Annotated in this window: 22 protein-coding genes and 2 tRNA genes; 15 read left to right on the top strand and 9 right to left on the bottom strand. The window is 66.7% G+C overall.

Going from position 1 to position 23,975, the window contains the following annotated elements:
• Window positions 1–50 precede the first annotated feature (50 nt).
• From AC3WTC_RS03735 to AC3WTC_RS03710, 6 genes are all read left to right on the top strand, one after another.
• Window positions 51–701, top strand: coding sequence for a DsbA family oxidoreductase (locus tag AC3WTC_RS03735; RefSeq protein ID WP_492710635.1), 651 nt, complete (start codon window positions 51–53; stop codon window positions 699–701).
• A 34-nt stretch (window positions 702–735) separates the two neighbouring features.
• Window positions 736–1,743: a cyclase family protein gene (locus AC3WTC_RS03730; protein ID WP_080148547.1), complete on the top strand. Its 1,008-nt coding sequence runs from the start codon at window positions 736–738 to the stop codon at window positions 1,741–1,743.
• A gap of 286 nt (window positions 1,744–2,029) precedes the next feature.
• Window positions 2,030–2,644, top strand: coding sequence for a translesion DNA synthesis-associated protein ImuA (imuA, locus tag AC3WTC_RS03725; protein WP_154880740.1), 615 nt, complete (start codon window positions 2,030–2,032; stop codon window positions 2,642–2,644).
• Window positions 2,645–2,653: 9 nt separating this feature from the next.
• The gene (locus AC3WTC_RS03720; protein ID WP_492710633.1) at window positions 2,654–4,063 is read left to right on the top strand and encodes a Y-family DNA polymerase; all 1,410 of its coding nucleotides are present in this window, start codon (window positions 2,654–2,656) and stop codon (window positions 4,061–4,063) included.
• Between the two features lie 5 nt (window positions 4,064–4,068).
• The gene (locus tag AC3WTC_RS03715; protein ID WP_492710632.1) at window positions 4,069–7,179 is read left to right on the top strand and encodes an error-prone DNA polymerase; all 3,111 of its coding nucleotides are present in this window, start codon (window positions 4,069–4,071) and stop codon (window positions 7,177–7,179) included.
• 82 nt (window positions 7,180–7,261) lie between these two features.
• Window positions 7,262–7,768 (top strand): hypothetical protein, encoded by a 507-nt coding sequence (locus AC3WTC_RS03710; RefSeq protein ID WP_492710630.1) that lies wholly within the window; start codon window positions 7,262–7,264, stop codon window positions 7,766–7,768.
• 10 nt (window positions 7,769–7,778) lie between these two features.
• On the opposite strand, the gene ptsJ is transcribed toward AC3WTC_RS03710, so the two are convergent.
• Window positions 7,779–9,062 (bottom strand): MocR-like B6 salvage transcription factor PtsJ, encoded by a 1,284-nt coding sequence (gene ptsJ, locus AC3WTC_RS03705; protein ID WP_033831384.1) that lies wholly within the window; start codon window positions 9,060–9,062, stop codon window positions 7,779–7,781.
• 75 nt (window positions 9,063–9,137) lie between these two features.
• Between ptsJ and AC3WTC_RS03700 the strand changes: the two genes are divergently transcribed.
• From AC3WTC_RS03700 to AC3WTC_RS03675, 6 genes are all read left to right on the top strand, one after another.
• Window positions 9,138–9,911 (top strand): YggS family pyridoxal phosphate-dependent enzyme, encoded by a 774-nt coding sequence (locus AC3WTC_RS03700; RefSeq protein ID WP_033831385.1) that lies wholly within the window; start codon window positions 9,138–9,140, stop codon window positions 9,909–9,911.
• On the top strand, window positions 9,908–10,621 hold the full coding sequence (locus AC3WTC_RS03695; protein WP_080148542.1) for a glutamine amidotransferase: 714 nt from the start codon (window positions 9,908–9,910) through the stop codon (window positions 10,619–10,621). The genes AC3WTC_RS03700 and AC3WTC_RS03695 overlap by 4 nt, the downstream gene beginning before the upstream one ends.
• On the top strand, window positions 10,606–10,830 hold the full coding sequence (locus AC3WTC_RS03690; protein WP_025879228.1) for a hypothetical protein: 225 nt from the start codon (window positions 10,606–10,608) through the stop codon (window positions 10,828–10,830). The genes AC3WTC_RS03695 and AC3WTC_RS03690 overlap by 16 nt, the downstream gene beginning before the upstream one ends.
• Before the next feature lie 85 nt (window positions 10,831–10,915).
• Window positions 10,916–11,470: a hypothetical protein gene (locus tag AC3WTC_RS03685; protein ID WP_492710627.1), complete on the top strand. Its 555-nt coding sequence runs from the start codon at window positions 10,916–10,918 to the stop codon at window positions 11,468–11,470.
• Window positions 11,467–12,006: a hypothetical protein gene (locus tag AC3WTC_RS03680; RefSeq protein ID WP_492710626.1), complete on the top strand. Its 540-nt coding sequence runs from the start codon at window positions 11,467–11,469 to the stop codon at window positions 12,004–12,006. The genes AC3WTC_RS03685 and AC3WTC_RS03680 overlap by 4 nt, the downstream gene beginning before the upstream one ends.
• Window positions 12,007–12,332: 326 nt before the next feature.
• On the top strand, window positions 12,333–13,046 hold the full coding sequence (locus AC3WTC_RS03675) for an energy transducer TonB family protein (RefSeq protein WP_492710624.1): 714 nt from the start codon (window positions 12,333–12,335) through the stop codon (window positions 13,044–13,046).
• Here the strand turns inward: AC3WTC_RS03675 and AC3WTC_RS03670 are convergent.
• The 8 genes from AC3WTC_RS03670 to AC3WTC_RS03635 form a co-directional block, all read right to left on the bottom strand.
• Complete coding sequence (locus AC3WTC_RS03670) at window positions 13,043–13,477, bottom strand: RidA family protein (RefSeq protein WP_025879232.1); 435 nt, start codon at window positions 13,475–13,477, stop codon at window positions 13,043–13,045. The two genes, AC3WTC_RS03675 and AC3WTC_RS03670, sit on opposite strands and share 4 nt — an antisense overlap.
• Window positions 13,478–13,585: 108 nt before the next feature.
• Window positions 13,586–14,488 (bottom strand): cation diffusion facilitator family transporter, encoded by a 903-nt coding sequence (locus tag AC3WTC_RS03665; protein ID WP_492710622.1) that lies wholly within the window; start codon window positions 14,486–14,488, stop codon window positions 13,586–13,588.
• Between the two features lie 28 nt (window positions 14,489–14,516).
• A complete protein-coding gene (locus AC3WTC_RS03660; RefSeq protein ID WP_025879234.1) occupies window positions 14,517–16,805 on the bottom strand; it encodes an Orn/Lys/Arg family decarboxylase in 2,289 nt (762 codons plus the stop codon).
• Between the two features lie 20 nt (window positions 16,806–16,825).
• On the bottom strand, window positions 16,826–18,178 hold the full coding sequence (gene adiC / locus AC3WTC_RS03655) for an arginine/agmatine antiporter (protein ID WP_025879235.1): 1,353 nt from the start codon (window positions 18,176–18,178) through the stop codon (window positions 16,826–16,828).
• A gap of 78 nt (window positions 18,179–18,256) precedes the next feature.
• Complete coding sequence (locus tag AC3WTC_RS03650) at window positions 18,257–19,699, bottom strand: DcaP family trimeric outer membrane transporter (RefSeq protein ID WP_223495438.1); 1,443 nt, start codon at window positions 19,697–19,699, stop codon at window positions 18,257–18,259.
• 519 nt (window positions 19,700–20,218) lie between these two features.
• Window positions 20,219–21,061, bottom strand: a complete 843-nt coding sequence (gene dsbG / locus AC3WTC_RS03645; protein ID WP_032975238.1) for a thiol:disulfide interchange protein DsbG — start codon at window positions 21,059–21,061, stop codon at window positions 20,219–20,221.
• 30 nt (window positions 21,062–21,091) lie between these two features.
• Window positions 21,092–21,895 carry a TlpA family protein disulfide reductase gene (locus AC3WTC_RS03640; protein ID WP_025879238.1) on the bottom strand — a complete coding sequence of 268 codons (804 nt, stop codon included), beginning with the start codon at window positions 21,893–21,895 and terminating at the stop codon, window positions 21,092–21,094.
• A gap of 85 nt (window positions 21,896–21,980) precedes the next feature.
• Window positions 21,981–23,048: a GlxA family transcriptional regulator gene (locus AC3WTC_RS03635; protein WP_025879239.1), complete on the bottom strand. Its 1,068-nt coding sequence runs from the start codon at window positions 23,046–23,048 to the stop codon at window positions 21,981–21,983.
• A 183-nt stretch (window positions 23,049–23,231) separates the two neighbouring features.
• Here AC3WTC_RS03635 and AC3WTC_RS03630 point away from each other — a divergent pair, with 183 nt between their 5' ends.
• From AC3WTC_RS03630 to AC3WTC_RS03620, 3 genes are all read left to right on the top strand, one after another.
• On the top strand, window positions 23,232–23,630 hold the full coding sequence (locus AC3WTC_RS03630) for a heavy metal-responsive transcriptional regulator (protein WP_025879240.1): 399 nt from the start codon (window positions 23,232–23,234) through the stop codon (window positions 23,628–23,630).
• Between the two features lie 142 nt (window positions 23,631–23,772).
• A tRNA-Ala gene (locus AC3WTC_RS03625) sits at window positions 23,773–23,848 on the top strand.
• A gap of 53 nt (window positions 23,849–23,901) precedes the next feature.
• Window positions 23,902–23,974: transfer RNA gene (locus AC3WTC_RS03620), tRNA-Glu, on the top strand.
• The last annotated feature ends 1 nt before the right edge of the window (window position 23,975 follow it).

The following is a 23,975-nucleotide window of genomic DNA, read 5'->3' as shown; positions in this document are numbered from 1 at the left end:
CCGGCGCCACTGCCTACTCTGCCGCCTCCCCTCTCACGGACGGCAGGCCGATGATCGCCTCTCCTTCGCTGACCACCACTGCACCGGTGGTCGATTTCTTTCATGACGTGGTCTGCGGCTGGTGCTTCGTGCTGGCCCCGCGCCTGCAGCAGGTCTCGGTCGAACTCGGCATCCAGGTCCGCCACCGCAGCTTCGTGCTGCAGGACTCGCGCGAACAGATGATCGAGGTATTCGGCTCGATGCCGCGCGCCAAGGCCATCATCCTGCGCCACTGGGCCGACTGCGCCGCGCATGACGACAGCGCGCGCATCGATATCGACGGCATGCGGGCACAGGACTTCGAATACCCTTCCGGTTGGCTGGGTGCACTGGCCTGCCAGGCCGCCGGCATGCTCGGCGGCAACGCCGCACACGGCGCGATGTTCGATGCCGTGCAGTGGGCGCACCTGCACCAGCACCGAAACATCGGTGACGTCGAGGTGCTGCTGGACATCGCCGAACAGCTGGGGCATCGGCGTGGCGTCTTCGCCGACCGGATGCGCAGCGATGAGGTGCGCCAGCGCATGCAGGCCGACCGCGCTGAAGCTGCCGCACTCGGCATCCGCTCCATCCCCACCGTCATCACCGGCAACGGCCTGCGCCTGCAGACCCTGCCGCTGCCGCAACTGCGCCAGGCCCTGGCGCCGCTGGTCGCGGCCTGAGCCGCACCGTTCCCCCACCTTCAAGGAGATTCCCATGACCCCACGTACCCTGGGCACCGCCCTGGCCCTGCTGTTGGCCGGCGCCGCAGCTTCCACCACCGTGTCCGCGCACGAACGCGTTCCCTCCGGCCAGCAGGTCGGCACCAGCCCCTGGGGGCCGAAGGACGAGATCGGCCGCCTCAACCTGATCACCGAGGCCTCACGCGCAGCGATCCTGTCGCGGGTCAGCGGCGGCAGAGCCTACGATCTGGCCACCGAGTACTACGTCGGCATGCCCAGCTGGCAGGATGCCGGCGACCCGCACTACCAGTTCTGGATGACCCACACCCCGCGCGGCACGGTGATGGACGACCCGATGGGCGTAGGCGAGACGATGAACCTCACCCGCAGCTACACCGGCACCGCGTTCTCGATGTACAGCCACACCGGCACCCACATCGATGCGCTGAACCACTTCGGCATCCATGGAAAGATCTGGAATGGCTTCGAGGCCGACAAGCACCTCGGCGACCGCGGCTGGAACGTCACCGGCATCGAGAAATTCCCGCCGCTGATCGCCCGTGGCGTACTGATCGACGTGGCCGGCGCCAAGGGCATGGACATGCTGCCGGACAGCTACCGCGTCACCCGCCAGGACCTGAAGGATGCGCTGGCGCGCCAGCACGTGCAGCTGCAGCAGGGCGACATCGTACTGATCCGCACCGGTCGCATGCGCCTGTTCGAACAGCCCAAGGCCTACATGGCCAACCCGCCGGGCATGGGCCTGGATGCGGCGCGTTTCCTGGTGGAGGACAGCGGCGCGATGATCGTCGGCGCCGACAACCTCAGCTTCGAGACCTTCCCTTCCGAAGTGTCCGACGACTACGTGCCCCTGCACACCTACCTGCTGGCGCAGCAGGGCGCGCCGATCATCGAGCTGGTGGCGCTGGATGAACTGGCGCGCGACAAGGTCTACGAGTTCGCCTTCATCGGTGGCCCGCTGAAGATCCGCGGCGGCGACGCCGCGCCGCTGCGCCCGGTGGCCCTGCCGGTCCGCCCGTGACCCGATAGCCGGGCCAGGGTGGGCGGTGCCGACCTTGGCCGGCACCGCTTTTCCCGCATCCAGGCCCCCGTTCCCCAGTAGATCCACGCCCTGCGTGGATGCTTTACCTCCTTCAGCAAGCTGAAACACCGCCCTCCGATTTCATTAGTAATATTACTCACAAGCCGAGTAGCATGTCCGGTCTCAGCCCCTGATATCGGCCTGTCGATACTCGCTCCATGCCTGCCGTTTCCGCCCACTTCTGCCGCTTCCCGCCAGCCCGGCGCCTCCCCCGGAGGACCGGCTGATGGGCGCCGTCGTCGCCCTCGACCGCCTGCTGGACGGCCGCCAGGTCTGGCGCGGGCCGGCACGCCAGGGGCAGGCCAGCGACCATCTGGCCAGTGGCCACCCGGCGCTGGACGCGCGCCTGCCCGGCGGTGGCTGGCCAGCCAGCGGGCTGTGCGAAGTACTGCAGGCCGCACCTGGAGTCGGTGAACTGGCCCTGATCTGGCCGGCGCTGGCAAAGCTGAGCCAGCACCCACGGCCGATCGTGCTGGTCGCCCCACCCTATCGCCCGCACGCCCCGGCATGGGCCGCCGCCGGGCTCGACCTGGCCCAGCTGCAGATCATCCACGCCGCACCGAAGCAGGCGCTGTGGGCGGCCGAGCAGTGCCTGCGCTCTGCCGCCTGCGCCGCCGTGCTGTGCTGGCCGCAGCAGGCCGACGATCGTGCCCTGCGCCGCCTGCAGGTTGCCGCCGACAGCGGCCAGTGCCTGGGTTTCGTGTTCCGCGAGGCCCGCGCCGCCCGCAACCCCTCCCCGGCCAGCCTGCGCCTGCAGCTCGACCATGGCCAGGTGCGGGTGCTGAAGTGCCGCGGCGGGCTGCCACCAGCGCAGCCGTTGCCGCTGGCCATCGCCCACTGAGGCCGCGCCATGCACTGGGCCTGCCTGTTGTTGCCGCAGCTGGCGCTGGACAGCGTGCTGCGCCTGCAGCCCGATCCACAGCGGCCACTGGTACTGCTGCAGGGGCCGGCGCAGCGTCGTGTGCTGCGTGCGGTCAGCCCTGCCGCGCGGGCAGCGGGGCTGCGCCCGGGCATGCTGCTGTCGGCCGCGCAGGTGCTGGTGCAGGACCTGCAGCTGCATGACTACGATCCCAGCGCCGAACAGCACACCCGGCAGTTGCTGGCCAGCTGGCTGTATGCCACCAGTTCGCTGGTCAGCCTCGATTTTCCGCATGCGCTGGTGCTGGAAATCGGTGCCAGCCGTGCCCTGTTCGGCGATTGGCTGACGATCGAACAACGCCTGCGCAACGGCCTGCACGACCTGGGCTTCCGCCATCGCCTGGTCGCTGCCCCCAACCCGCATGCCGCGCGCGTGCTTGCCAATGTGCACGATGGCCTTGGCATCGATGCGCAGCAGCTGCCCGCCGCACTGGCACAGCTGCCACTGGCGCGTAGTGGCCTGCCCGTTGATGCAGTGACCGTGCTGGCACGCTCCGGCCTGCGCACGCTGGGGGCGGCCTTCGACCTGCCGCGCGAAAGCCTGGCCCGCCGCTTCGCCCCCGAGGTACTGCAGCAGCTGGATGCCGTGCGCGGTTTGGGCAACGCGCCGCTGCGCTATTACCAGCCGCCGGACCGGTTCGATGCGCGCATCGAATTCGAATACGAGATCGAATCCAGCCAGGCCCTGCTGTTCCCGCTGCGGCGCCTGCTGCTGGATCTGGCCGCATTCCTGTGTTCGCGCGATGGTGGCGTGCAGCGTTTCGAACTGCACTTCGAGCATGACCTGCTGCCGGCCAGCGTGCTGACCATCGGCCTGCTGGCCCCCGAACGCGATGCGGCGCTGCTGTTCGAGATCGCACGCAACCGCATGGAAGCCTTCGCCCTGCCCGCCGGCAGCCGTGCGTTGCGCCTGCAGGCCGAGCAGCTGCCGCCGTTCGTGCCGGCCGCACGTGACCTGTTCGATACCCGCCCGGCGCAGGCGATGCCATGGACCCAGCTGCGCGAGCGCCTGCGTGCCCGCCTCGGCGATGACGCCGTGCAGCCACTGGCCGTGCAGGCCGACCACCGCCCCGAACGCGCCAGTGGCACCCAGCCACCGGCCAAGCCACCCGCTTGGTGGCCGCTGCGCCCCGGCTGGCTGCTGGAGACGCCACAGCCGCTGCGCGATCCGCGCCTGCGTATCGTCGCCGGGCCGGAACGGATTGAATCGGGCTGGTGGGACCAGGCCGATGCACGCCGCGACTATTACGTGGTGGAAACCGCGCAGGGCCAGCGGGGCTGGGCCTTCCGCACGCGCAATGATCCGCATGCGCCGTGGATGTTGCACGGCTGGTTCGGTTGAGCCCCATGCACACCGATCTGCCCGGATACGCCGAACTGCACTGCCTGTCGGCCTTCAGCTTCCAGCGTGGCGCGTCCACCGCCGAGGAACTGTTCGCACGCGCCGCCGGCCAGGGTTACCGCGCATTGGCCATCACCGACGAATGCTCGTTGGCTGGCATCGTGCGCGCATGGCAGGCGGCGAAGACGCACGGCGTGGCGCTGATCGTCGGTGCCGAATTCCAGGTTGAAGACGGGCCCAAGCTGGCCCTGCTGTGCACCAACCAGGCCGCTTACGCCGGACTGTGCCAGCTGATCACCACCTGTCGCCGGCGGGCAGCCAAGGGCGGATACCGCTGCCTGCGCGAGGATCTGCAGGGACTGCCCGAGGGCCTGCTGTGCCTGTGGCTGGACCGGCAACCGGCGGCCACCGAACTGGAACTGCTGCGCCGTTGTTTTCCGCAGCGCCTGTGGCTGGCCGTGGAGCTGCACCACGAACACGACGACACGCGCCGGCTGCAGCAGCTGCAGGCCTTCGGCGAGCGCCACCGGTTGCCGCTGGTCGCCAGTGGCGACGTGCACATGCACGTGCGCCGGCGTCGTGCCTTGCAGGACACGCTGACCGCGATCCGCCACCGCTGCAGCGTGGCCGAGGCTGGCTGGCGCCTGTTTGCCAACGGCGAGCGCCATCTGCGCCCGCGCACTGCACTGGCCCAGCTGTATCCGCCCGACCTGCTGGCAGAAACCCTGCGCATCGCCGAACGCTGCCACTTCTCCTTGGACCAGCTGAAATACACCTACCCGCGCGAACTGGTGCCCGAAGGCCACGACCCGGACAGCTGGCTGCGCGTGCTGGTCGAGAAGAATATTCCCTGGCGCTGGCCGGAGGGCATCAAGGAAGCCCAGCGCAAACAGATCGAACACGAGCTGGACCTGATCGCAAAGAAGAAGTACGCCTCCTATTTTCTCACCGTACAGGACATCGTGCGCTTCGCCCGCGAGCAGAACATTCTTTGCCAGGGCCGTGGCTCGGCCGCCAATTCAACGGTGTGTTTCGTGCTGGGTGTAACCGAGATCGACCCGGCGCGCAGCAACCTGCTGTTCGAGCGCTTCATCTCGGCCGAGCGTGATGAACCACCGGACATCGACATCGACTTCGAACACGAGCGCCGCGAGGAAGTGCTGCAGTACGTGTTCAACCGCTATGGCCGCGAGCGTGCCGCGCTGACGGCGGTGGCGATCAGCTACCGTGGCCGCAGCGCGATCCGCGATGTCGCCCGTGCGCTGGGCCTGCCGATGGACCAGGTCAACGAGCTGGGCGCGGCGATGGACCATTGGGGCGGCAATATTCCGTTGCCGGAAACCCTGCGCGAGCGCGGTTTCGATCCGGAAACACCGTTGATGCGCCGGCTGCTGGCATTGACCGCCGAGCTGATCGATTTTCCGCGCCATCTGTCGCAGCATCCGGGCGGCTTCGTGATTTCCGAGCATCCGCTGTCGACGCTGGTGCCGGTGGAGAACGCGGCGATGGCCGACCGTACCGTCATCCAGTGGGACAAGGACGACCTGGACGCCACCGGCCTGATGAAGGTCGACTGCCTGGCACTGGGCATGCTCACCGCCATCCGCAAATGCCTGGCGATGCTGCAGCAGCACGGCCTGCACGAAGGACGCATGGATGCGATCCCGCCCAAGGACACAAAGACCTTCGACATGATCTGCGCCGCCGATACCATCGGCGTGTTCCAGATCGAGTCGCGCGCGCAGATGGCGATGCTGCCACGCATGCAGCCGCGCACTTTCTATGACCTGGTGATCGAAGTAGCGATCGTGCGCCCCGGGCCGATCCAGGGCGACATGGTGCATCCCTACCTGGAGCGGCGGCGGATCCTGCGCGAACAAGGCCCGGATGCGTTGAACGATCCGGAGAACCCGCTGTATCCAGCGCGACTGGAACGCGTGTTCGCGCGCACTCTGGGCGTGCCCTTGTTCCAGGAGCAGGTGATGCAGCTGGCGGTGGAAGCTGCCGGTTATGAACCCGGCGAAGCCGACGCGCTGCGCCGTTCGATGGCCGCTTGGAAGCGTCGTGGCGGCCTGGAACCGCACCGCGAAAAGCTGCTGACGGGCATGTTGAAGAACGGCTTCAGCCGCGAATATGGCGAGCACCTGTTCGAGCAGATCAAGGGCTTCGGTGATTACGGTTTCCCGGAGAGCCATGCGGCCAGCTTTGCCCTGCTCACCTACAACAGCTGCTGGCTGAAGTGCCACCACCCGGCTGCATTCACCGCCAGCCTGATCAACAGCCAGCCACTGGGCTTCTACAGCCCCGACCAGCTGCTGCAGGATGCGCGCCGGCATGGCATCACGGTACTGCCGGTGGACGTGCGCCACAGCGACTGGGATTGCACACTGGACTTCAGCAAGGGCGCGGCGGCAATCCGGCTCGGCCTGCGCCTGGTCGATGGCTGCAGCGAACCGGCCGCGCAGATCATCATGCGTGAACGCGCACGGCGCCCCTTCGACGATGTCGGCGATCTCTGCCAGCGCACCGCACTGGATCGCCGCCAGCAGGGCCTGCTCGCCGATGCCGGCGCCCTGCGCGGCCTCAGCGGCCATCGCCACCGCGCACGCTGGGATATCTCCGGCGTGGAGAACCGCCTGCCGTTGTTCGACCAGGCCCGCGCCACCGCCGAAGCGCGCGTGGCCCTGCCCCTGCCCAGCGCCTGGGAAGACATGCAGGCCGATTACCGCAGCACCGGCACCACCCTCGGCCGCCATCCGATGTCGTTCCTGCGTGCGCAGCTGCGAACCCGTGGCTGCCTGGATGCCGCGCAGCTGGCCAACCATGGTCATGGCCGGCGCGTACGCATCGCCGGCCTGGTACGCATGCGCCAGCGCCCGCAGACCGCCAGCGGTGTCACCTTCCTTACCCTGGAAGATGAAACCGGCATGGTCAACGCCGTGGTCTGGCGGCATCTGGCCGACCGCCAGCACCACATCCTGGTAGATACGCAGCTGATGCAGATCGACGGCCGGCTGGAACGCGTGGATGGCGTGCAGCATGTGATCGTGCAGCGCATGCACTGCCTGGACGAACTGCTGCAGGGACTGCGCAGCCACAGCCGCGACTTCCATTGACGATACACACCGTCACACACCGAACTGGCCACGGCCAACCGGATTCCGCTATCGTCGGCCACGTCCAAGGAAGGAATACACAATGGCTCGTGCCCTGACCCTGACCACCCTGGTGGTCGCCATGCTCGCGTTGCTCGTTTCCGGCTGGACAGCCTGGAACCTGCATCGCAGCCAGTCACCGCACCGCGTGATCGAAGCGCGCGGCCTGATCATCCACGATGCCAGCGGCCAGCCGCGGGTGATCCTCGGCGCCCCGGTTCCCGACCCCCTCAGCCGGGGCCGCCCGCAGGGGCCGCGTGCCACCGCCCTGTCCGGCCTGATCCTGCTCGGCCCCGATGGCTCCGAGCGCGGCGGCTACGGCACCAGCGACCGGGGTGGCGAAGCCCTGCTGACCCTTGACGATGCCACCGGCACCACCGAAGTCTTCAAGGTGGTGGCCAACCCGGACCGCGGTGCCAGCCTGATGGTCAAGCACCAGAACAACACCGGCGCCATGCTGAGTTCCTGGCAGGGCAAGCCGGAGCTGGTGTTCCTCGACGACAGCGGCCAGTCCTACTACGTGCGCCCCGACGCCAGCGCTGCGCCCTGAGCGCGCACGCTCAGCGCATCACCGCCGCCAGGTCATCGGCCAACCGACGTTGCTGCGGCGGGCCGAGTGCCGCACAGGTGATGCGCAACCCATGCGCCGGTGCAGATACCGCAAAGACTTCACCCCCACGCACATGCCAGCCACGCGCCGCCAGCGCCAGCACCTGCGGCGTGCTGTCGGCCGGCAGTGGCAGCCACAGATTCAAGCCTTCCATCGGCATCGGTGTCGGCAGCCCGCGCGCCTGCAGCAGGGCCTGCAGACCCTGCAGCCGCTGCTGGTAGCGCTCACCGGCGGCAGCCACCTTCGCCCGTTGCTGCGCCGACTCCAATACCGAACTGGCTGCATCCTGCAGCAGATGGCTGACCCAGCCGGTGCCCGCCGCCAGGCGCAGGCGCAGGCGCACCGCGGTCTGCCCATCGCAGGCCAACCAGGCCACGCGCAGGTCCGGGCCCAATGCCTTGGACAACGAACGCAGCAGCGCCCAACGCCGACCGTCCATCGGCAGCACCGAGTGATAGCTCTGCTGCGAGAGCAGCGCGTAGTGATCGTCGATCAGCACCGCCACCTGCGGATAGCCGGCCAGCAACTGGCGTAGCGCACGCGCGCGCTTCGCATCCAGGCTGGCACCGGTGGGATTGTGCGCGCGTGGGGTCAGCAACACCGCGCGTGCACCCGCATCCAACGCCTGCCGCAGTGATTCCACCTGCATGCCGTGCGTATCCACCGCCACCGGCAACGGCACGTGTCCGGCCGCACCGAGGACATTGAGGCTGCCCAGGAAACAGGGATCCTCCACCGCGATGCGGTCCCCCGGCAGCAGCCACGCCGACAGCAGGCGCTCGATGCCATCGACCGCGCCGTGGCTCAGTTCCAGCGCATAGCCCGGCGGGCAATCAGCATCCAGCGAGGCCCGTGCCAGGCGTTGCATGCGTGGATCAACCGTCTCCACCCCATACAGGCGCGAGGACGTCGCAGCCACCCGCAGGCTGGGCAGGCAGCGCGGATCCGGATTGCCGCCGGCCAGATCGTGCAGGGCCAATCCCGGTGCACTGCCCTCGCGTGCCATCGTCGCCGGCAGGCCGCGCACCACAGTGCCGCGACGTCCGGCCGTACTGGCCAGGCCCGCCGCGTCCAGCCGCTTGTAGGCAGCGGCTACGGTATTGCGGTTGACCCCCAGTCGATCGGCCAGATCCCGCACCGGCGGCAGCACGCTGCCGGCCGCCAGATGGCCGCTACCGATGCCCTCGCGGATGCTGTCGAAGATCGCTTCGGCGCTGTTCCCGGTGATTTTCATTTTGTCCTATGCCAAACTATCTCTTGTCCTGTGCCAGTGTATCCCACCCTGGCCACCCCGCACCGGAGGTGCCCCATGTCCCTCGCCGCCGCCGACTGGCCCGTCGCCCAGTCCGTCGAACAGATCGCCGCCAATCTCGCCACCGTGCACCAGCGCATCGCCAGCGCCTGTGCCCGCGCCGGTCGTGATCCGGCCAGCGTGCGCCTGCTACCGGTCAGCAAGACCGTCGATGAAGCACGCATCCGCATGGCCGTAGCCGCCGGTTGCCACCAGCTGGGCGAAAACAAGGTGCAGGAGGCGCAGCGCAAGGCCGAGGCCATGGCTGACCTTGGCGTGCACTGGTCGGTCATTGGCCACCTGCAGACCAACAAGGCCCGGTACGTCGCACGCTTCGCCAGCGAGTTCCAGGCGCTGGACAGCCTGCGCGTGGCCGAGGCGCTGCAGCAGCGGCTGCTGCTGGAGGACCGTACGCTGGATGTGTTCGTACAGGTCAACACCTCGGCCGAGCCCAGCAAATACGGCCTGGAGCCGGCGGCGGTGGCCGACTTCGTGCAGCAGCTGCCCGCCTTCGACCGCCTGCGCGTGCGTGGCCTGATGACCCTCGCCATCTTCACCCCCGAGGTGGAACGCGTACGCGCCTGCTTCGTGCGCCTGCGCGAGCTGCGCGACCAGCTTCAGCAGACGGCGCCGGCAGGCCTGGACCTGTCGCAGCTGTCGATGGGCATGTCCGGTGATTTTGAAGTCGCCATCGAGGAAGGTGCCACCGTCGTCCGCGTTGGCCAGGCGATCTTCGGTGCACGCTCCACGCCCGACAGCTTCTACTGGCCCACCCCGGGAGCACCGGCATGAAGCGCGCCGTTGCCCTGCAGCACGTGGCCTTTGAAGATCTTGGCACCCTGCATCCGCTGCTGCTCGCGCAGGGATGGCAGGTACATGCACTGCAAGCCGGCGTGGATGCACTCGATGCTGCCGAAGATGCCGATCTGCTGGTGGTGCTGGGTGGCCCGATCAGCGTCAACGATGGATCGGCCTACCCGTTCCTCGCCGACAGCATCGCGTTGCTGCAGCGTCGCCTGCAGCAACAGCGGCCGACGCTGGGCATCTGCCTGGGCGCCCAGTTGATGGCGCGCGCACTGCATGCGGTCGTTGCCCCCACCGGCGGCAAGGAAATTGGTTTCGCACCGCTGCTGCTCACCGATGAAGGCCAGCGCTCGCCTTTGCAGGCATTACAGGGCATCCCGGTGCTGCACTGGCATGGTGAAGCCTTCGAACTGCCGGAGGGCGCACGCCGCCTCGCCAGTACGCCCGCCTGTCGCCACCAGGCCTTCGCCATCGGCCACCATGCACTCGCTCTGCAATGCCATCCCGAACTGGATGCGCGCCAGTTCGAGCGCTGGCTGATCGGCCACGCGCTGGAACTGGCCGCGGCCGGCATCGATCCCATCGACCTGCGCGCGCAGGCCCGCCGCTATGGCGGGCCTCTCGCCGCTGCGGCGACCGCGATGTTCCAACAGTGGCTGCACGACCTGCCGGAGACCCGCCCATGCACTACCGCCTGACCATCCAGCACAACGGCATCCACTGGGGCCATTTCGACTGTGACGGTCCCAACGCGCTGCAACGCATCGATGCCATCGCCGCACGCCTGCCCGCCGCCGAAGGCTTCAGCCTGCAACGGCAGAAGGGCATCGGTGAGGAGCGCATCCTCTCCAGCACTGCCGATGGCCTGCGCGTGCTGGCCGCGCAGATCCAATACCGCGATCTCTGATCGCCAAGTGATGCGGCATTGACTCAACGCATGCTGCGCAACGTCCTGTAGAGTCGTTCCCGCTCGATGCCGCAGGAACGCGCCCATGCCAGACCACCTCCCGCCAACCTCCAGACTGTCCCTGTCACGAGGCACCATCGACGGCCTGCGCATTGCCCCGCGCTGGCCCGCGTCACAGGTCATCCTCGAGGCCGAGGTCCTGCAGTGCCTGCTTGATGCGCAGGCACTGCTGCCATCCACGCTGCGCCTGCTGGTCACCCGCGGCTTCGAATGCAGCCAGGGAAAGCTGGGAGGCTTCCGGCGTCTGGTACGGCGGCTCGGCATCGCCGTGTTCCGCTGCTGCTATCGGCATCGCCACGATGAGATCGACGCCATTTTCGGCGCCAACGGCCATGATCTGGACGGTCGCCATGTGGATGTCTCGCTGGTCCTGCACGGCCGGCGCGTACGCCTGCTTCCGCTGGGCGTGTTCGCTCCATTGCGCTGGCAGCAGCAGCGCGTCAGCCGCCATGCCGACGCCGTTGCAGCTGCCAAGCATGCACTGCAGCGGTGCGGCTTCGATCTGCACCCCAACGCCACGGAGAGCCTGCAGATCCACTGCGACTATCGCGGCATCACGCTGGCGGAACCGTCGCGTTGATCGACGTTCCCCGCGTGTTGCAGGCAACCTGCACCGACCTTCAGCAACGGCTGGGCCGGATCGACAACCTGTCGGGCAATGGCGAACGAAGCCTCATCATCGAAGGCGAACTGCTGCGGTTCCCTTATCGTATCTACGCCGACGCCACGGACCTGTTCCGGCTCGCATCCCAACTGCAGGGTGATACGCGCGCCCTCTGCCTCTGCCTGCTCTCGCGTCACTGCGACGGACATGTACGGCAACGTGCGATCGAGACGCTGGGGCCCTCGCCGATGCCCTGGGTGCATGCCTTCCATCTCGCGTTGCTGGGTGAGTACGTAGACGAGATCGCATCGACCGTGGCGATCCAGGCGCGGCACACCGGCCTGCAGCGCTATGCCGCGCTCATCGGCGAGAACCGCGCATTCTTCGACCTCTGCCGACAACGCGCCGCCAGCTACTGGAATGCCTACTACCGCGCCCGCTACCCCAGCCTGCGCATGTTCCCCGCGCATCGCCTACTGCTGCAGATGGAACGCGCCGCGCGCTCGCCATAGCCCGCTCTACGCGTGCCAGCGCACGCCCGCGTGGCACTACCGCAGGACGGGCGCACACAAACACAGATGCAAATGATTCTTCTTTACTGTAACGTGACGCCGCTGCCCTTGCCGCCGCGGGCTGTTCCCTTCCCCAGCCCTCGCCCGCCCCGTGCCCATGCCTGTCGAATCGACGGATGTCGCGCAGCTGTGCGCAGCCCGCTACCGGCCGCTGCACGCCCACGTCCGTCGCAAACTCATCCAACACAGCTTTGCCCCAGGTGCTGATGCGGTCACTGGTCCTCTGCTCGCTGCCGACGTCGCCGACCCGTCCGGGGTAGTCAGCGATGAGTGAGCGTCGGCAGCACTGGCAAGCGGTGACGATCAGCATCGGGCTGCACCTGCTGCCGTTGCTGCTGTTCGTCCACTGGGTGTCCACCCCGCCGCTGCAGCCGCCGCCGGAACAGGACGTGCGCATCAGCCTGCGCCTGCTGGCGCCAGCCACGCCGCCGCAGCCGGTGGAAGAACTGCAGTCCGAACGCTTCAGCCAGGCCCAGCAATCGCGGGCAGTCGAGGCGCGGAAAACACCCCCACCACCGCGGGCCACGGCGGCACCCGAGGGCAACCTCGCCGCCAGCGAGAAGAATGGCGACGGCCACCAGCCCTTGCCCGTGGCCCCACCTGCGGCCGCGACCAATGCCCGTTCCGCACCGGCATCGATCACGGCCGCACCGCCCGCTCCGGACGCACCACCGGCGGACTTCCAGGCCGGCGCCGCCAGCGACCAGTGGGAAGCCCGCCTGATGGCGCGGCTGGAGCGTTACCGCTATTACCCCGCCGCAGCGAGGTCGCGGCGCCAGCAGGGCACCGCATGGGTCAGGGCCAGCATCGACCGCGACGGCCACCTGCGGGCATTGCGCCTGGAACAGTCCAGTGGACAGCCGATGCTGGATGAAAGCGCGCTGCAGACATTCCGCCGCGCGCAGCCTCTGCCCCGGATTCCAGAAGAACTGCCAGCTCCGCAGGAACTGGTGGTGCCGGTGGAGTACTACCTGCGCTAAGCGCTGTAGGCCTCTGCCTCGATCTCGAACAGCATTCCGTCCAACGCCAGCCGCGGCACCGGAATCAACGTGCAGGTCGGCGCTGCGCGATTGGCCCAACGTCGCCGCACCTGGCGGGCGATGATGCCCAGGCGATCCTCGTCGTGGTCGACCACCAGGATCCGCAGCCGTGCAACATCGGCCAGATCCGCATGCGCCGACCGCAGCGCGGTCTGCAGATTGTCCAGTGCCTGCGACACCTGCTCCTCGAAGCTCGGCGACAGGCTTCCCTGGTCGTCCTCGCCTCCCTGTCCGGCGATATGGATCACACGCGCTGGCAGTCGCACCACCGCCACATGCGAATATCCGTTGGCACTGGGATCGTGCAGGCCGGGCGGATCGAACAGATCCAGCAGGCCATGGCTGAAGTCCGGGGTGGTCAGCAGGTTCATACCGCATGCCTTGTGGGGAATGCGATGCAGTCTGCGACCTCAACTGCTGTTGAGGTCAAACCAATTGCATGCAACAGAGCGGTCCAACGCACGCAACGATCGGCAGGATCAGGTCCACGCCGGATCCGCGCTGAAATCGATCGTCAGCCAGAACGTGCTGCTTCGCGCGTCCAACCGCACTGCAATCTCATCGCGCATCGCATCCACCTCACCCACCGTGCCCAGCGGCGTAGACGGCGACGTCAGGATGTGGATCTCGATGAAGCGCATCCGCCCCATCTTCGCCACATGGCTGGTGAAGCCGGCATAGCCATGCTCGGCCACGAATGCCTGCATCACCTGCTGCACGCGCTCGTCCAGGTCATCGGGCGCCACCTGCAGCACTTCACGCATGGCCTTCCACGCACTGCGCGCCGGCACCGGCAACACCGCCAGGCTGATCAACGCCAGTACGATCGAATCCAGATAGGGCACCCAGTGGTGCCACTGGCCACCATGCAGCACCAGCGCCAATACGAAGGCCAGCACCACCGCCAGGCTCATCAAGCCCCCCAGCAACCAGCCGCGCACATCCAGCCACAGCAATGCCGACTGCAGCCTGCGGGCCCGCTGGGCCACGAACGCGGCCATGCCCAGGTTGCTGGCACTCAGCAGCGCCGCCCACCACAGCGCCGGTCCGAACTTCACTTCGTGCCCGCCGGTGGTCAAGCCGATCACCGCGTTGGCCAGCGCATACACGCAGGCCAGCGACAGGATCACCCCGCCCAGCGCCTCGACCATCGGCTCCAGGTGCCAATAGCCGTACTGGAAGCGCGGGCTGTGCTCCCGCGCCACCAACCGCAGCACCGACAACGACACCAGGGTCAGGGCTACGTCGACCAGGCTGTAGATGCCGTCGAACAGGATGGCCTGCGATCCCACCAGCAGGCCACCGATGAAGCCGACCGCGCTGACCGCCACGGTGACCCCGATCGAGAACTTCAGGATGCGTTGCTCGCGCGCGGTATCCATCGTCCGCCGAAGGGCCGACCGTACCGGCTCAGGCCTTCAGCACCTCCACCTTGTAGGACGGCACGTCGCCATCGCGCTCGATGATAAGGCCATGGACGTCCGACTCGAAGCCCGGGAAGCGCGCGTTCTGCTCGCGGGCGATGCGCAGCGACTGGATGATCGGTTCGTCGCGGTCGCCGAAGCGCTCGCCCGGCATGATCGTCGGGATGCCCGGCGGATACGGCACCAGCATCGTCGCAGCGATGCGGCCGCTGATCTGCTCGATGTCGACCCGCTCGATCTCGCCCTTCACCAGGTGGTTGTAGGCATCGGCCGGGGTCATCACCGGCGTCGGCAGGTCCACGTACATCTCACGCATCACCTTGGCCACCGCGAACTCCTGGTTGAACGCATGCAATGCGTCGCACAGGTCACGCAGGCCCCAGCCGGCATAGGCATGGGGATAATCGGCGGCCAGCGACGGCAGCGCCTGGGTCAGCGGCGCGTTGCGGTCGTACAGCTCCTTGAACGCCATCAGCTCGGTAACCAGCGTGCTCCACTTGCCCTTGGTGATGCCCATCGAGAACAGGAACAGCACCGAATACAGGTTGGTCTTCTCCACGGTGATGCCGCGGCCCCACAGGAACTTGCTCAGCACCGCAGCCGGGATGCCCAGCTTGCCCATGCTGCCGTCCATCGACAGGCCCGGTGTCAACAGGGTCACCTTGATCGGATCGATCAGCACATAGTCATCGACCAGGTTCTCGAACCCGTGCCAATGCGCATCGGGCTGCAGGTACCACTCCTCGCGCTTGGCGACCAGCGGCGCCGGTGTATCGCCCTTGTCCAGGCTGCGCTCGACCTTTGTCGGTTGCCACACGCTGAACCACCAGTCATCGCGACCCAGATCGTCGCGTACGTGCAGCATCGCCCGGCGGAAGGCGATCGCCTCGTCATGCATTTCCTGCACCAGCGAACGCCCCGCATCCCCTTCCATCATCTTCGAGGCAACATCACACGCCGCGATCACGCCGTAATGCGGGCTGGTCGAGGTGTGCATCATGAACGATTCGTTGAAGCGTTCGGCGTCCAGGTCGCGGCTGGCCGAATTGCGCACGTGGATCATCGAGGCCTGCGAGAACGCGGCCAACAGCTTGTGCGTGGAATGAGTGGTGAAGATGATCGCGTCCTGCTCGCGCGGCTTGCCCTTGGCCATGCCATAGTGGTTCTCGTAGAACGGATGGAACGCGGCATAGGCGTACCAGGCCTCATCGAAATGCAGGAAATCGACCGCGCTGCCGATCTCCTCGGCGATCTTCTCGGCGTTGTAGCACAGGCCGTCGTAGGTCGAGTTGGTCACCACCGCGATACGCGGCTTGGAACCGGCCTGGTAGGCCTGGCTGGCCAGCGGATTGGCCGCGATGCTCTGCTGCAGGGCTTCCGGGGTGAACTGGTCCAGGCTGATCGGACCGATGATGCCGTGCGCATTGCGGCTGGGCGTGAAGTACACCGGCACCGCGCCGGTCATGATCAGCGAATGCAGCAGCGACTTGTGGCAGTTGCGGTCGACGAACACCACGTCGCCGCGGGCCACGGTGCCATGCCACACGATCTTGTTGGCCGTCGACGTACCGTTGGTGACGAAGAAGGTGTGGTCGGCGCCGAAGTTGCGCGCGGCCTCGTCCTCGGCCTCCTTGATCGGGCCGGTGTGGTCCAGCAGCGAGCCCAGCTCCGGCACCGAAATCGACAGATCGCTGCGCAGCGTGTTCTCACCATAGAACTGGTGGAAGGCGCGCCCGACCGGTGACTTGGTGAACGCCACGCCGCCGGCATGGCCCGGCGTATGCCAGGAATAGTTCGACTCGGCCGCGTGGTGGATCAGCGCCTTGAAGAACGGCGGCAGCAGGTTCTGCATGTAGTCTTCGGCCGCACGCATCACCTGACGCGAGATGAAGCTCTTGGTGTCTTCGAACAGGAAGATGAAGCCGTGGATGTACTTGAGCAGCTTGCTCGGCACCTTCTCGATGGTACGGCGCTCGCCATACAGGAACACCGGCAGGTTGGCCCGGCGCGCACTCTGCTCGCGCAGGAAGGCGGTCAGGCGCTGGAACTCGCCATCGACCTCCTCGCTGCCGTCGATCGAGATCAGCACCGCCGAAGCGGCCACATAGGTACGGGCGCCGGCACGGGCATCGTCCAGGTTCAAACCGCACAGCACGCGCTGGTCATTGCTGCGCAGCTCTTCCACCAGCGCACGGATGAGGATGCCGCCGATGCGCGGCGAGTCGTAGTCACCGTCGATGACGATGACCGGATAATCCAGGGACTTGAAATACACGTTGATTCTCCTTGTCTGACTCAGGAACGCTGGGCGCCGGACGAAATTGCCGCCGCCTCGCGGGAACGCTGCCGCTGCTGGCGACGCTCCTCGCTGAAGAAGGGATAGAACACAGTGATGAACAGCACGAACAGGAAGGCGTACTGCACGATCGTTCCCGACGAGCCGTAGATCGCCCACAGGCAGTACACGACCGTCAGGCTGGTCAGGGTCCAGAACGCACCGGTGTGCACCAGCGTGTGCGACCGCTCCACCACGAAGTAGCAGGCCACGCACGAATAGATGTACGGCAGCAGCGTCAGCACCACCGCCGCCGAAGTGATCACGTCGAACTGGGCCGAGGCGGTCTTCGAGGTGGAGGTCACCAGCACCGCCAGGGTCATCAGCACGGCCACGATCAGCACGCCCTTGACCGGCACGTCGTCCTTGTTGGTCTTGCTGAAGATGCTCGGGAACAGGCCATCATCGGAGGCCGCCTTGGCGCTCTGCGCGGTCAGCAGGATCCAGCCGCCCAGCGAACCTGCGGCGCCGATGAAGGCGCACAGGCTGACCAGCGCACCACCCCAGCCCCCGACGGCCTTGGCCGCCGCCAGTGCAAAAGGCGCGTCAGACACCTGCAGCTCGCCGTTGGGTACCATGCCCATGATCACCGACGAGCTGGCGATGTAGGCGATGGCGGCCAGGAACACACCGGCCAGGGTGGCGCGGGCCACGTTCTTCTCCGGGTTTTCGACCACACCGGCCGTGACCGAGGCCGACTCGACGCCGATGAAGGCCCACAGGGTCAGTGCCGCAGCACTGGAGATCGCACCGAAGTTCGACTCGCCGGAAACGTTGTAGGCCCCCTTGAAGATGTCGGCATCGAAGAAGAACCAGCCGAAGATGGCGATGCCCAGGATCGGCACCAGCGCGAAGCTGGTGGTGACCGTCTGCACGCGGCTGACGAACGCCGGTCCGATCATGTTGGCAAAGCTCAGCGCCCACACCAGGATCAGCACCGCGATGCAGCGCACCAGCGGCTCGGACAGGATCGGGAAGAAGTAGCTGAAGTAGCCCACCGCCGCGATGGGAATGGCAACGTTGCCAATCCAGTTGGCGAACCAGTAGATGGTGTTGGTCTGGAAGCCCATGTAGGGACCGAACCAATCGCGTGCATACGCATACGGGCCACCCGCTTTGGGCGCCAGCTTGCCGAGTTTGGCGAACACGAAAGCCAGCAGCAGCGCACCGGCCGTGGTGATCAGCCACCCCCATATCGAGGCGGTACCGATCTTGGCCAGGCTGGAGGGCAGCAGGAACACCCCTGAGCCCATCATGTTGCCGGCGACGAGGAAGGTGGCTCCGACCACCCCGATTTTCTTTGCTTCTGCCATGACAATCTCCTGTACCTGGCATGGGCCCGGTGAACCCGGGCGTGGGGAATGGCTACGCTGGCGTGCTGCCGCTGGCGCCTACTTGATGAAGTTGTATTGCAGGCTACCCTGCACCCGGACCGTGTCGCCGCGCGCTCCGCTCTGCTGCTGCAGGCGGCCGTACAGCAGTTCCATGCCCATCGTCCACGACGGTGCCGGGCTCCAGATCAGGTTGAACACGCCATAGCGGCTTTGCCGGAATGCATCACTCGGCAGCGCCGCATTGCGCTCGAGTGTCAGCTGGCCGTAGATCAGGTTCGAGCGCCACAGATCAGACCAGTAGTGGGTATAGCCGACGAAGCCACCGTGCAGGTCCAGCGCATCGATGCGTCCATCGGCACCTACCACGGCGTCAAGACCGGAACCGGTGAGATCGGCGGTATAGCGGCTCAGGCCGCGGCCGCCCAGCGCGCCGAACAGCAACAGATCGCGTTCCCCCACCGAGGCCGAGCCACTGAGCTGCGCGCCACCGGCAAAGACGCGGTCACGGCGGGCATCGCCGTCGTAGGCAAGATTGCGCGCCACGACGCCCAGTTGCAGGTGGCCCCAGTCACGCTCCATGCGCGCGATGGCACTCACATCCGGCAATCGATTGACCGCCGCCATCGCATCGCTGGCGCCGGCCAGCTCGGTGTCCGGGTCTTCGGCGGCCAGGGTCAGGGTGTTGCCCTTGCCCAGTGCAAAGCTGTGATGGATGCCGGCCACCAGCAGGTAACCGGCGCCGCCGGGTCCAGCAAAATCCAGCGTGTCGGGCAGGCTGTCCGGGTCCATGAAGCTGGAATACCCGTAACCCGCGTACGTGTTGCCAAGCTGGCCATAGGCATGGCGCAGGCGGAACTGATAGCCATCGCTGCTGCCGAAGAAGTCATTCTCCAGATAGAAGCGCAGGTTGCCATGGGTGGTCGGCCGCCGCGCTTCGAAACTGAAACGCGTCTGCTTGGCGTGGATGTTGAAGTTCGAAACATCGCGATGGCTGCCGCCCACCGGCATCGACGAGGGAATGAACTGATCCTCGTCCCCGGCGCCGCGCGAATCCGCAATCGCATCGAGCTTGGCATAGCCACCGATACGGATCACGGTGTCGGTGCCGGGAATGGCGAAGAAGCCTTTCAGGTCCGGATCGGTCGGGCCGGCGGCGCTGTCCGGGCGCGAGGCCGCCGTTGACGGATCGGCCACCGACTCACGCTGTGGCAGCACGGTCGGCGACACGCCGGGAACCTGGGTCGGGTGCAGGATCCCGCTGGCGGTTGACACCGTCGTGGTCGCCTGCGATGCAGTGGGCGTCGGCGTCGGCAGTACAACGGGAGCCGCAGCCGCACGCTCTTCGCGTCGTTCAAGCTGGTCCAGACGCTGCTGCATGCCCTGCAGCGTCTGCCGCATCGCGTCGATCTCCCGACGCAATGCCTGCGCATCATCCTGTGCGTGCAACGGCATCGCTGCCATCGCCGTCAGGCACCCCATACTCAGTACCGCCAAGCGCATTGCATCCTCCCCGGACTGGAACTTCCGCCGCGCGGCCGAGCAGCGCGCGTGCGCCGCCCCGACCTCAACGAGCCGTTGCTGGAAATGCGGGTACTGCGTCGACGACCGTCGCCAGCCTGCGCGATGCAGGCAACAGGGCGATGACATTGCCCCACCTGCCCGGACAGCGCCGGAGTCGCTTCCACTGCGGCAGCGCTGCCGAATGGGTGGCGACCGCAGGGGTCTGGGTAACAAGCGCTGGGTGAGAGTGTCGTGAATGGCATTGCGCGCACGCCCTCTCGAGGGCATGACGTGTGCGGCATCCATAGCGCAGTGACGCTGTATTCCATGCGCCAAGGCTAGTTCGACTGTCGTTTTTGGCCTTGATTGGGATCAAAGCGAAATGCTTGATGTCAGTCACGATTCAGACGTGACATCTGTTCGTGACGTGCGCAGCCCTCTTCGCCGGGACTGTCGCAGAAAGCAACAGGCCCACATGTCGCCATGTGGGCCTGTCACTCGGTTCAGCAGCCCGGGGCCTCAGCGTGGGCCGAGTACCGCCTGCAGATCGTTGCCCTGCGGAAGGCCGGCACGTCGCTGCACCTGGCCCTGCGCATCCTGGAACAGGATGCCGGGCGTACCCTGGAAGCCCATCTCCACCATCAGCACCTGGTTGGCATCCAGTTTGGCTGCGATGTCCCGGCTGATGCTGGGCAGCGGCTTGATGCCACCGCGATCGAACTGATGCTCGTTCTCCAGCAATGCCGCACTGGGATCGCGCGCGGCCATGATCGCCGCCGCCTTGGCCGGACTGTCTTCGCGGATCACGCCGACCATGATGTGGCGCAACTGCACCTTTCCTGCGTCCACCCAGGGCCGTGCCGCCTCCCAGAACTTGTGGCAGTAAGGACAGTTTGCATCACTGAAGGTGTACACCACGCGCGGCGCATCGGCCTTGCCATCGCGTACCCAGGCACTGGCCTCCAGCTTGCTCCACATCTTGGCCGACATCGGCGCGGCAACCAGCTTCTCCAGCGTCTCGGCTGCAACTTCGTTGCCCTCGGCGTCGAACAGGCTACCCACCAGCACATGCTTGCCATCGGCGGTCACGTAAGCCGCCGCCGGCTGCTGGCCACCAACCATGCCGGCAAAGCCGCGCAGGCCGCCCGGCGCGTCGAATTCGGAGACCACCTCGAAGCCATGCTTCTCGATGCCCTTCAGGACAGCTGGCAACTCACCCTTCCTGGCGGCTGCCGTTGCCGAAGCCGTTGCCGGTGCAGCGGCACCCTTGCCCGGTGGGGTCTGTGCCTGGCTGCAGGCAGCCAGCGCCAGCATGGCCGGCAGCATCAGCGTATGCGCGATGCGCGGGGAAATCGACAACATGGAAACTCCGTAGTGGGATGCCAGCGCAGGCTACCGCAGCCGGCGCAGTTTGTGTTCAAGACCGGCCTGGGTCAGTTCGCCGAGATGCAGTTCCTGCAACCGCCCCTGCGCGTCGAAGAAAAGCGTGGAGGGGAAAGCCCGGACGTCCAGCGAGGTAGAGGCAGCCGATGACTCATCCAGCAGGACGTTGCCCAGCGAGATGTGTTCAGCGGCTAGAAAGGTCTGGACCTCGGCAAGGGTCTCGCCCTGGTTGAGGAAGACGAACTGGATATCGGCATGCTCCTGCTGGGCCGTCGCCAGTACCGGCATCTCCCGGCGACACGGGCCGCACCAGCTGGCCCACAGATTCAGCACGAGCGGCCTGCCGTGAAACTGCTGCAGGTCAATCGCCCTGCCCTGCAGGTCGACTACCTGCAGTGTCGGCAGCGGCATCTGCTTTGCCTGCCAGTACGCGAGCCCCTGGCTTGCACCGCCCCACAGCAGCAGTCCGGCCAGCGCACCTGCCAGCACCGGCGCCCTCAACGCGCGATGCCTGCGCAGTCGCCACAGCGCCCAGGCAAATCCAGCGCCAATCACAACGGGCAGGTGATACCCACCATCGGCAATCTGCAGCACGCTCCAGGGAGCTTCACGATAAAGGCTGAAATGCGCGGCAACAAAGGACAGCCGGCCACACAGCAGGCCAACCAGCAGCATGTCCAGCACCATCCCGGCTGCAGGTGGCCGAGCCTGGCCAGGCTCAGCACGCGACCAGAACCGCGCAATGGCCATCGCCAGCAACAGGAAGATCAGGATCAACACCACCGGCATCGGCACCGGCCCAACACTCGACATCAGCTCACCCGCTCTCGCCTGCACAGACCCGCATGGTCAAAGCGTCGTGCCTGCGATGCAAGCACGACGCATCCAACAGCGTTCATCAAGCGGCGTTGCGCCCCAGCTGCGTGCCTGGCGAGGCGCGCAGCCCTCGCAGACTGCCGGCCACGGCAGGCGTCAGCGGACGGTCGCGGCGTTTATTGCTGACGTGGCGACGATAGTTGGCGGGCGTCATGCCGACGATGCGCAGGAACAGCCGGCGGAATGCGCTCTGATCAGCGTAGCCCACCCCCCAGGCAACTTCGTCGATGCTGGCGCCCTGCTGCAGCAACGTCTGCGCCTTGGCCACGCGCAGTCGCTGGCAGTACTCGATGGGCCGCAGCCCGGTCGCCTTCAGGAAACGGCGTTGCAGGGTCCGCGGTTCCAGGCCGGAGATCTCACAGATTGCCCCCAGCGTCGCCCCACGTGCAGCCGTGGTATGCAGCCAGCGCTGCGCCTTCAGCACGTCACGGTCACCATGGGCGAAGTTGGCACTGAATCGCTCGAGATCCTGCTGGATCCCCACTGGCACCACTATCCCCAACTGCTGTGCCACCGCGCTGGCCACGCCCTGGCCGTGCAGCCGGTACAGCAGGCGTAGACCGAGGAAGCGCCAGGCCTGGGCCCCGCCCACGGTGAGCAGATCGCCATCATCGACGAGTGCACGCTCACTGGGTGCCCAGCCGCCGACCTGCACCTGCAGCGCCGGATGGCGGTTGAGGTCAGGGCCTGACACCGTGCGCCCCGTCAACAGACCCGCCCGTGCCAGCACACTGACCCCGTCACCTGCGGCGGCCAGCAGGCTGCCGCCGTCGTAGTGGGCCCGCAACCAGTCCAGCAGGACATCCTCGGCGCGCAGCGACGCACCGGAACTGACCTGGCCCGGCAAGGCGATCACTGCGGGAATTGCCGCGTCCAGCATTTCGGCACCGGCAATGCGATGCACGCCGGTATTGCTGGCAGGCACAATCCAGCGGGTGACCAGCACCCGCTTGCAGGGCCGTCGCTGCTGCTGCGCCAGACGATTGGCGACGTGCGCCATTTCGGCAAGCACCGATGCAGCCGACGGGTCGCCTCCGGGGTATTCAACCACCGCAACCTCGACGAATCCTTCGTTGCTGATTCCCTCCACTCCCCACCTCCTCTTCCGGTTCAGGCCGTCGAGCGGCCGGTTCAGGTTGAGGGTAGGAACTGCTTTGCCCCGGGGGCTATGAAGAAAGTTGCAAAGTGTGCTGAATGGGCGACGCAGGCAAAGCCTTGACTCTTGACCAGAGTCCAGGGATGACTATGCACGGCAGGTCCAGAGGAGTCCGCCGTGAACATTGGTCAGTTGGCACGCCAGGCCGGCGTCCCCATCGACACCGTCCGCTACTACGAACGTCAGCAGCTTCTGCCCACCGCGGCACGTACGGCAGGTGGCTATCGCATCTTCGGCGAGCAGGATCTGCGACGCCTGCGCTTCATCCGCCGGGCAAAGACTCTGGGCTTCAGCCTGGACGAGATCGGTGAACTGCTTTCCCTCAGCGATCATCCTCCGCAGGACATGGGCAGCGTGCGTGACACCGCGCGGATTCGACTGCAGGACATCGAACTGCGGATGGCCGAACTGCAGCGCATGCATGGCGCCCTCTCGCAACTGGTCGATGCCTGCCCCGGACATGGCGCGCTCGACCAGTGCCCGATCCTGGCCGCGCTGACCGGGGAAGACCGCTGAGCGTCTGGCGTCTGCGTCGACACATGTGCTGCCTGGCAGGCGGAAATCGCCTCCGCGCCATCGCGCGCCATGTGTAGAAAAGTGCAACAAAGCGCTTGCCAACCCCCGGGGGCACAGCTATTATTTCGCTCCTCAGCGACGTGGGGCCATAGCTCAGCTGGGAGAGCGCCTGCATGGCATGCAGGAGGTCAGCGGTTCGATCCCGCTTGGCTCCACCATACTTTCGGCATTAGGCCGTCGAAAGGTCGCAAAGAACATTGATGAGATCTGCGTCCCCATCGTCTAGAGGCCTAGGACATCACCCTTTCACGGTGGCGACCGGGGTTCGAATCCCCGTGGGGACGC

The organism is Stenotrophomonas sp. FW305-C-20-S1, from assembly GCF_058783335.1.
The sequence above is the reverse complement of the archived record's forward strand: the minus strand, read 5'-3'. Positions and strand labels throughout refer to the sequence as shown.

What these genes read in the sequence shown, in the direction of transcription:
- imuA (WP_154880740.1), top strand. Translation starts at nt 2,030, where the DNA reads ATGGGCGCCGTCGTCGCCCTCGACCGCCTGCTGGACGGCCGCCAGGTC.
- AC3WTC_RS03695 (WP_080148542.1), top strand. Translation starts at nt 9,908, where the DNA reads ATGAAGCGCGCCGTTGCCCTGCAGCACGTGGCCTTTGAAGATCTTGGC.
- AC3WTC_RS03675 (WP_492710624.1), top strand. Translation starts at nt 12,333, where the DNA reads ATGAGTGAGCGTCGGCAGCACTGGCAAGCGGTGACGATCAGCATCGGG.
- AC3WTC_RS03700 (WP_033831385.1), top strand. Translation starts at nt 9,138, where the DNA reads ATGTCCCTCGCCGCCGCCGACTGGCCCGTCGCCCAGTCCGTCGAACAG.
- AC3WTC_RS03690 (WP_025879228.1), top strand. Translation starts at nt 10,606, where the DNA reads ATGCACTACCGCCTGACCATCCAGCACAACGGCATCCACTGGGGCCAT.
- AC3WTC_RS03710 (WP_492710630.1), top strand. Translation starts at nt 7,262, where the DNA reads ATGGCTCGTGCCCTGACCCTGACCACCCTGGTGGTCGCCATGCTCGCG.
- ptsJ (WP_033831384.1), bottom strand. Translation starts at nt 9,062, where the DNA reads ATGAAAATCACCGGGAACAGCGCCGAAGCGATCTTCGACAGCATCCGC.
- AC3WTC_RS03665 (WP_492710622.1), bottom strand. Translation starts at nt 14,488, where the DNA reads ATGGATACCGCGCGCGAGCAACGCATCCTGAAGTTCTCGATCGGGGTC.
- AC3WTC_RS03715 (WP_492710632.1), top strand. Translation starts at nt 4,069, where the DNA reads ATGCACACCGATCTGCCCGGATACGCCGAACTGCACTGCCTGTCGGCC.
- dsbG (WP_032975238.1), bottom strand. Translation starts at nt 21,061, where the DNA reads ATGTTGTCGATTTCCCCGCGCATCGCGCATACGCTGATGCTGCCGGCC.
- AC3WTC_RS03685 (WP_492710627.1), top strand. Translation starts at nt 10,916, where the DNA reads ATGCCAGACCACCTCCCGCCAACCTCCAGACTGTCCCTGTCACGAGGC.
- adiC (WP_025879235.1), bottom strand. Translation starts at nt 18,178, where the DNA reads ATGGCAGAAGCAAAGAAAATCGGGGTGGTCGGAGCCACCTTCCTCGTC.
- AC3WTC_RS03670 (WP_025879232.1), bottom strand. Translation starts at nt 13,477, where the DNA reads ATGAACCTGCTGACCACCCCGGACTTCAGCCATGGCCTGCTGGATCTG.
- AC3WTC_RS03650 (WP_223495438.1), bottom strand. Translation starts at nt 19,699, where the DNA reads ATGCGCTTGGCGGTACTGAGTATGGGGTGCCTGACGGCGATGGCAGCG.
- AC3WTC_RS03640 (WP_025879238.1), bottom strand. Translation starts at nt 21,895, where the DNA reads ATGTCGAGTGTTGGGCCGGTGCCGATGCCGGTGGTGTTGATCCTGATC.
- AC3WTC_RS03730 (WP_080148547.1), top strand. Translation starts at nt 736, where the DNA reads ATGACCCCACGTACCCTGGGCACCGCCCTGGCCCTGCTGTTGGCCGGC.
- AC3WTC_RS03720 (WP_492710633.1), top strand. Translation starts at nt 2,654, where the DNA reads ATGCACTGGGCCTGCCTGTTGTTGCCGCAGCTGGCGCTGGACAGCGTG.
- AC3WTC_RS03735 (WP_492710635.1), top strand. Translation starts at nt 51, where the DNA reads ATGATCGCCTCTCCTTCGCTGACCACCACTGCACCGGTGGTCGATTTC.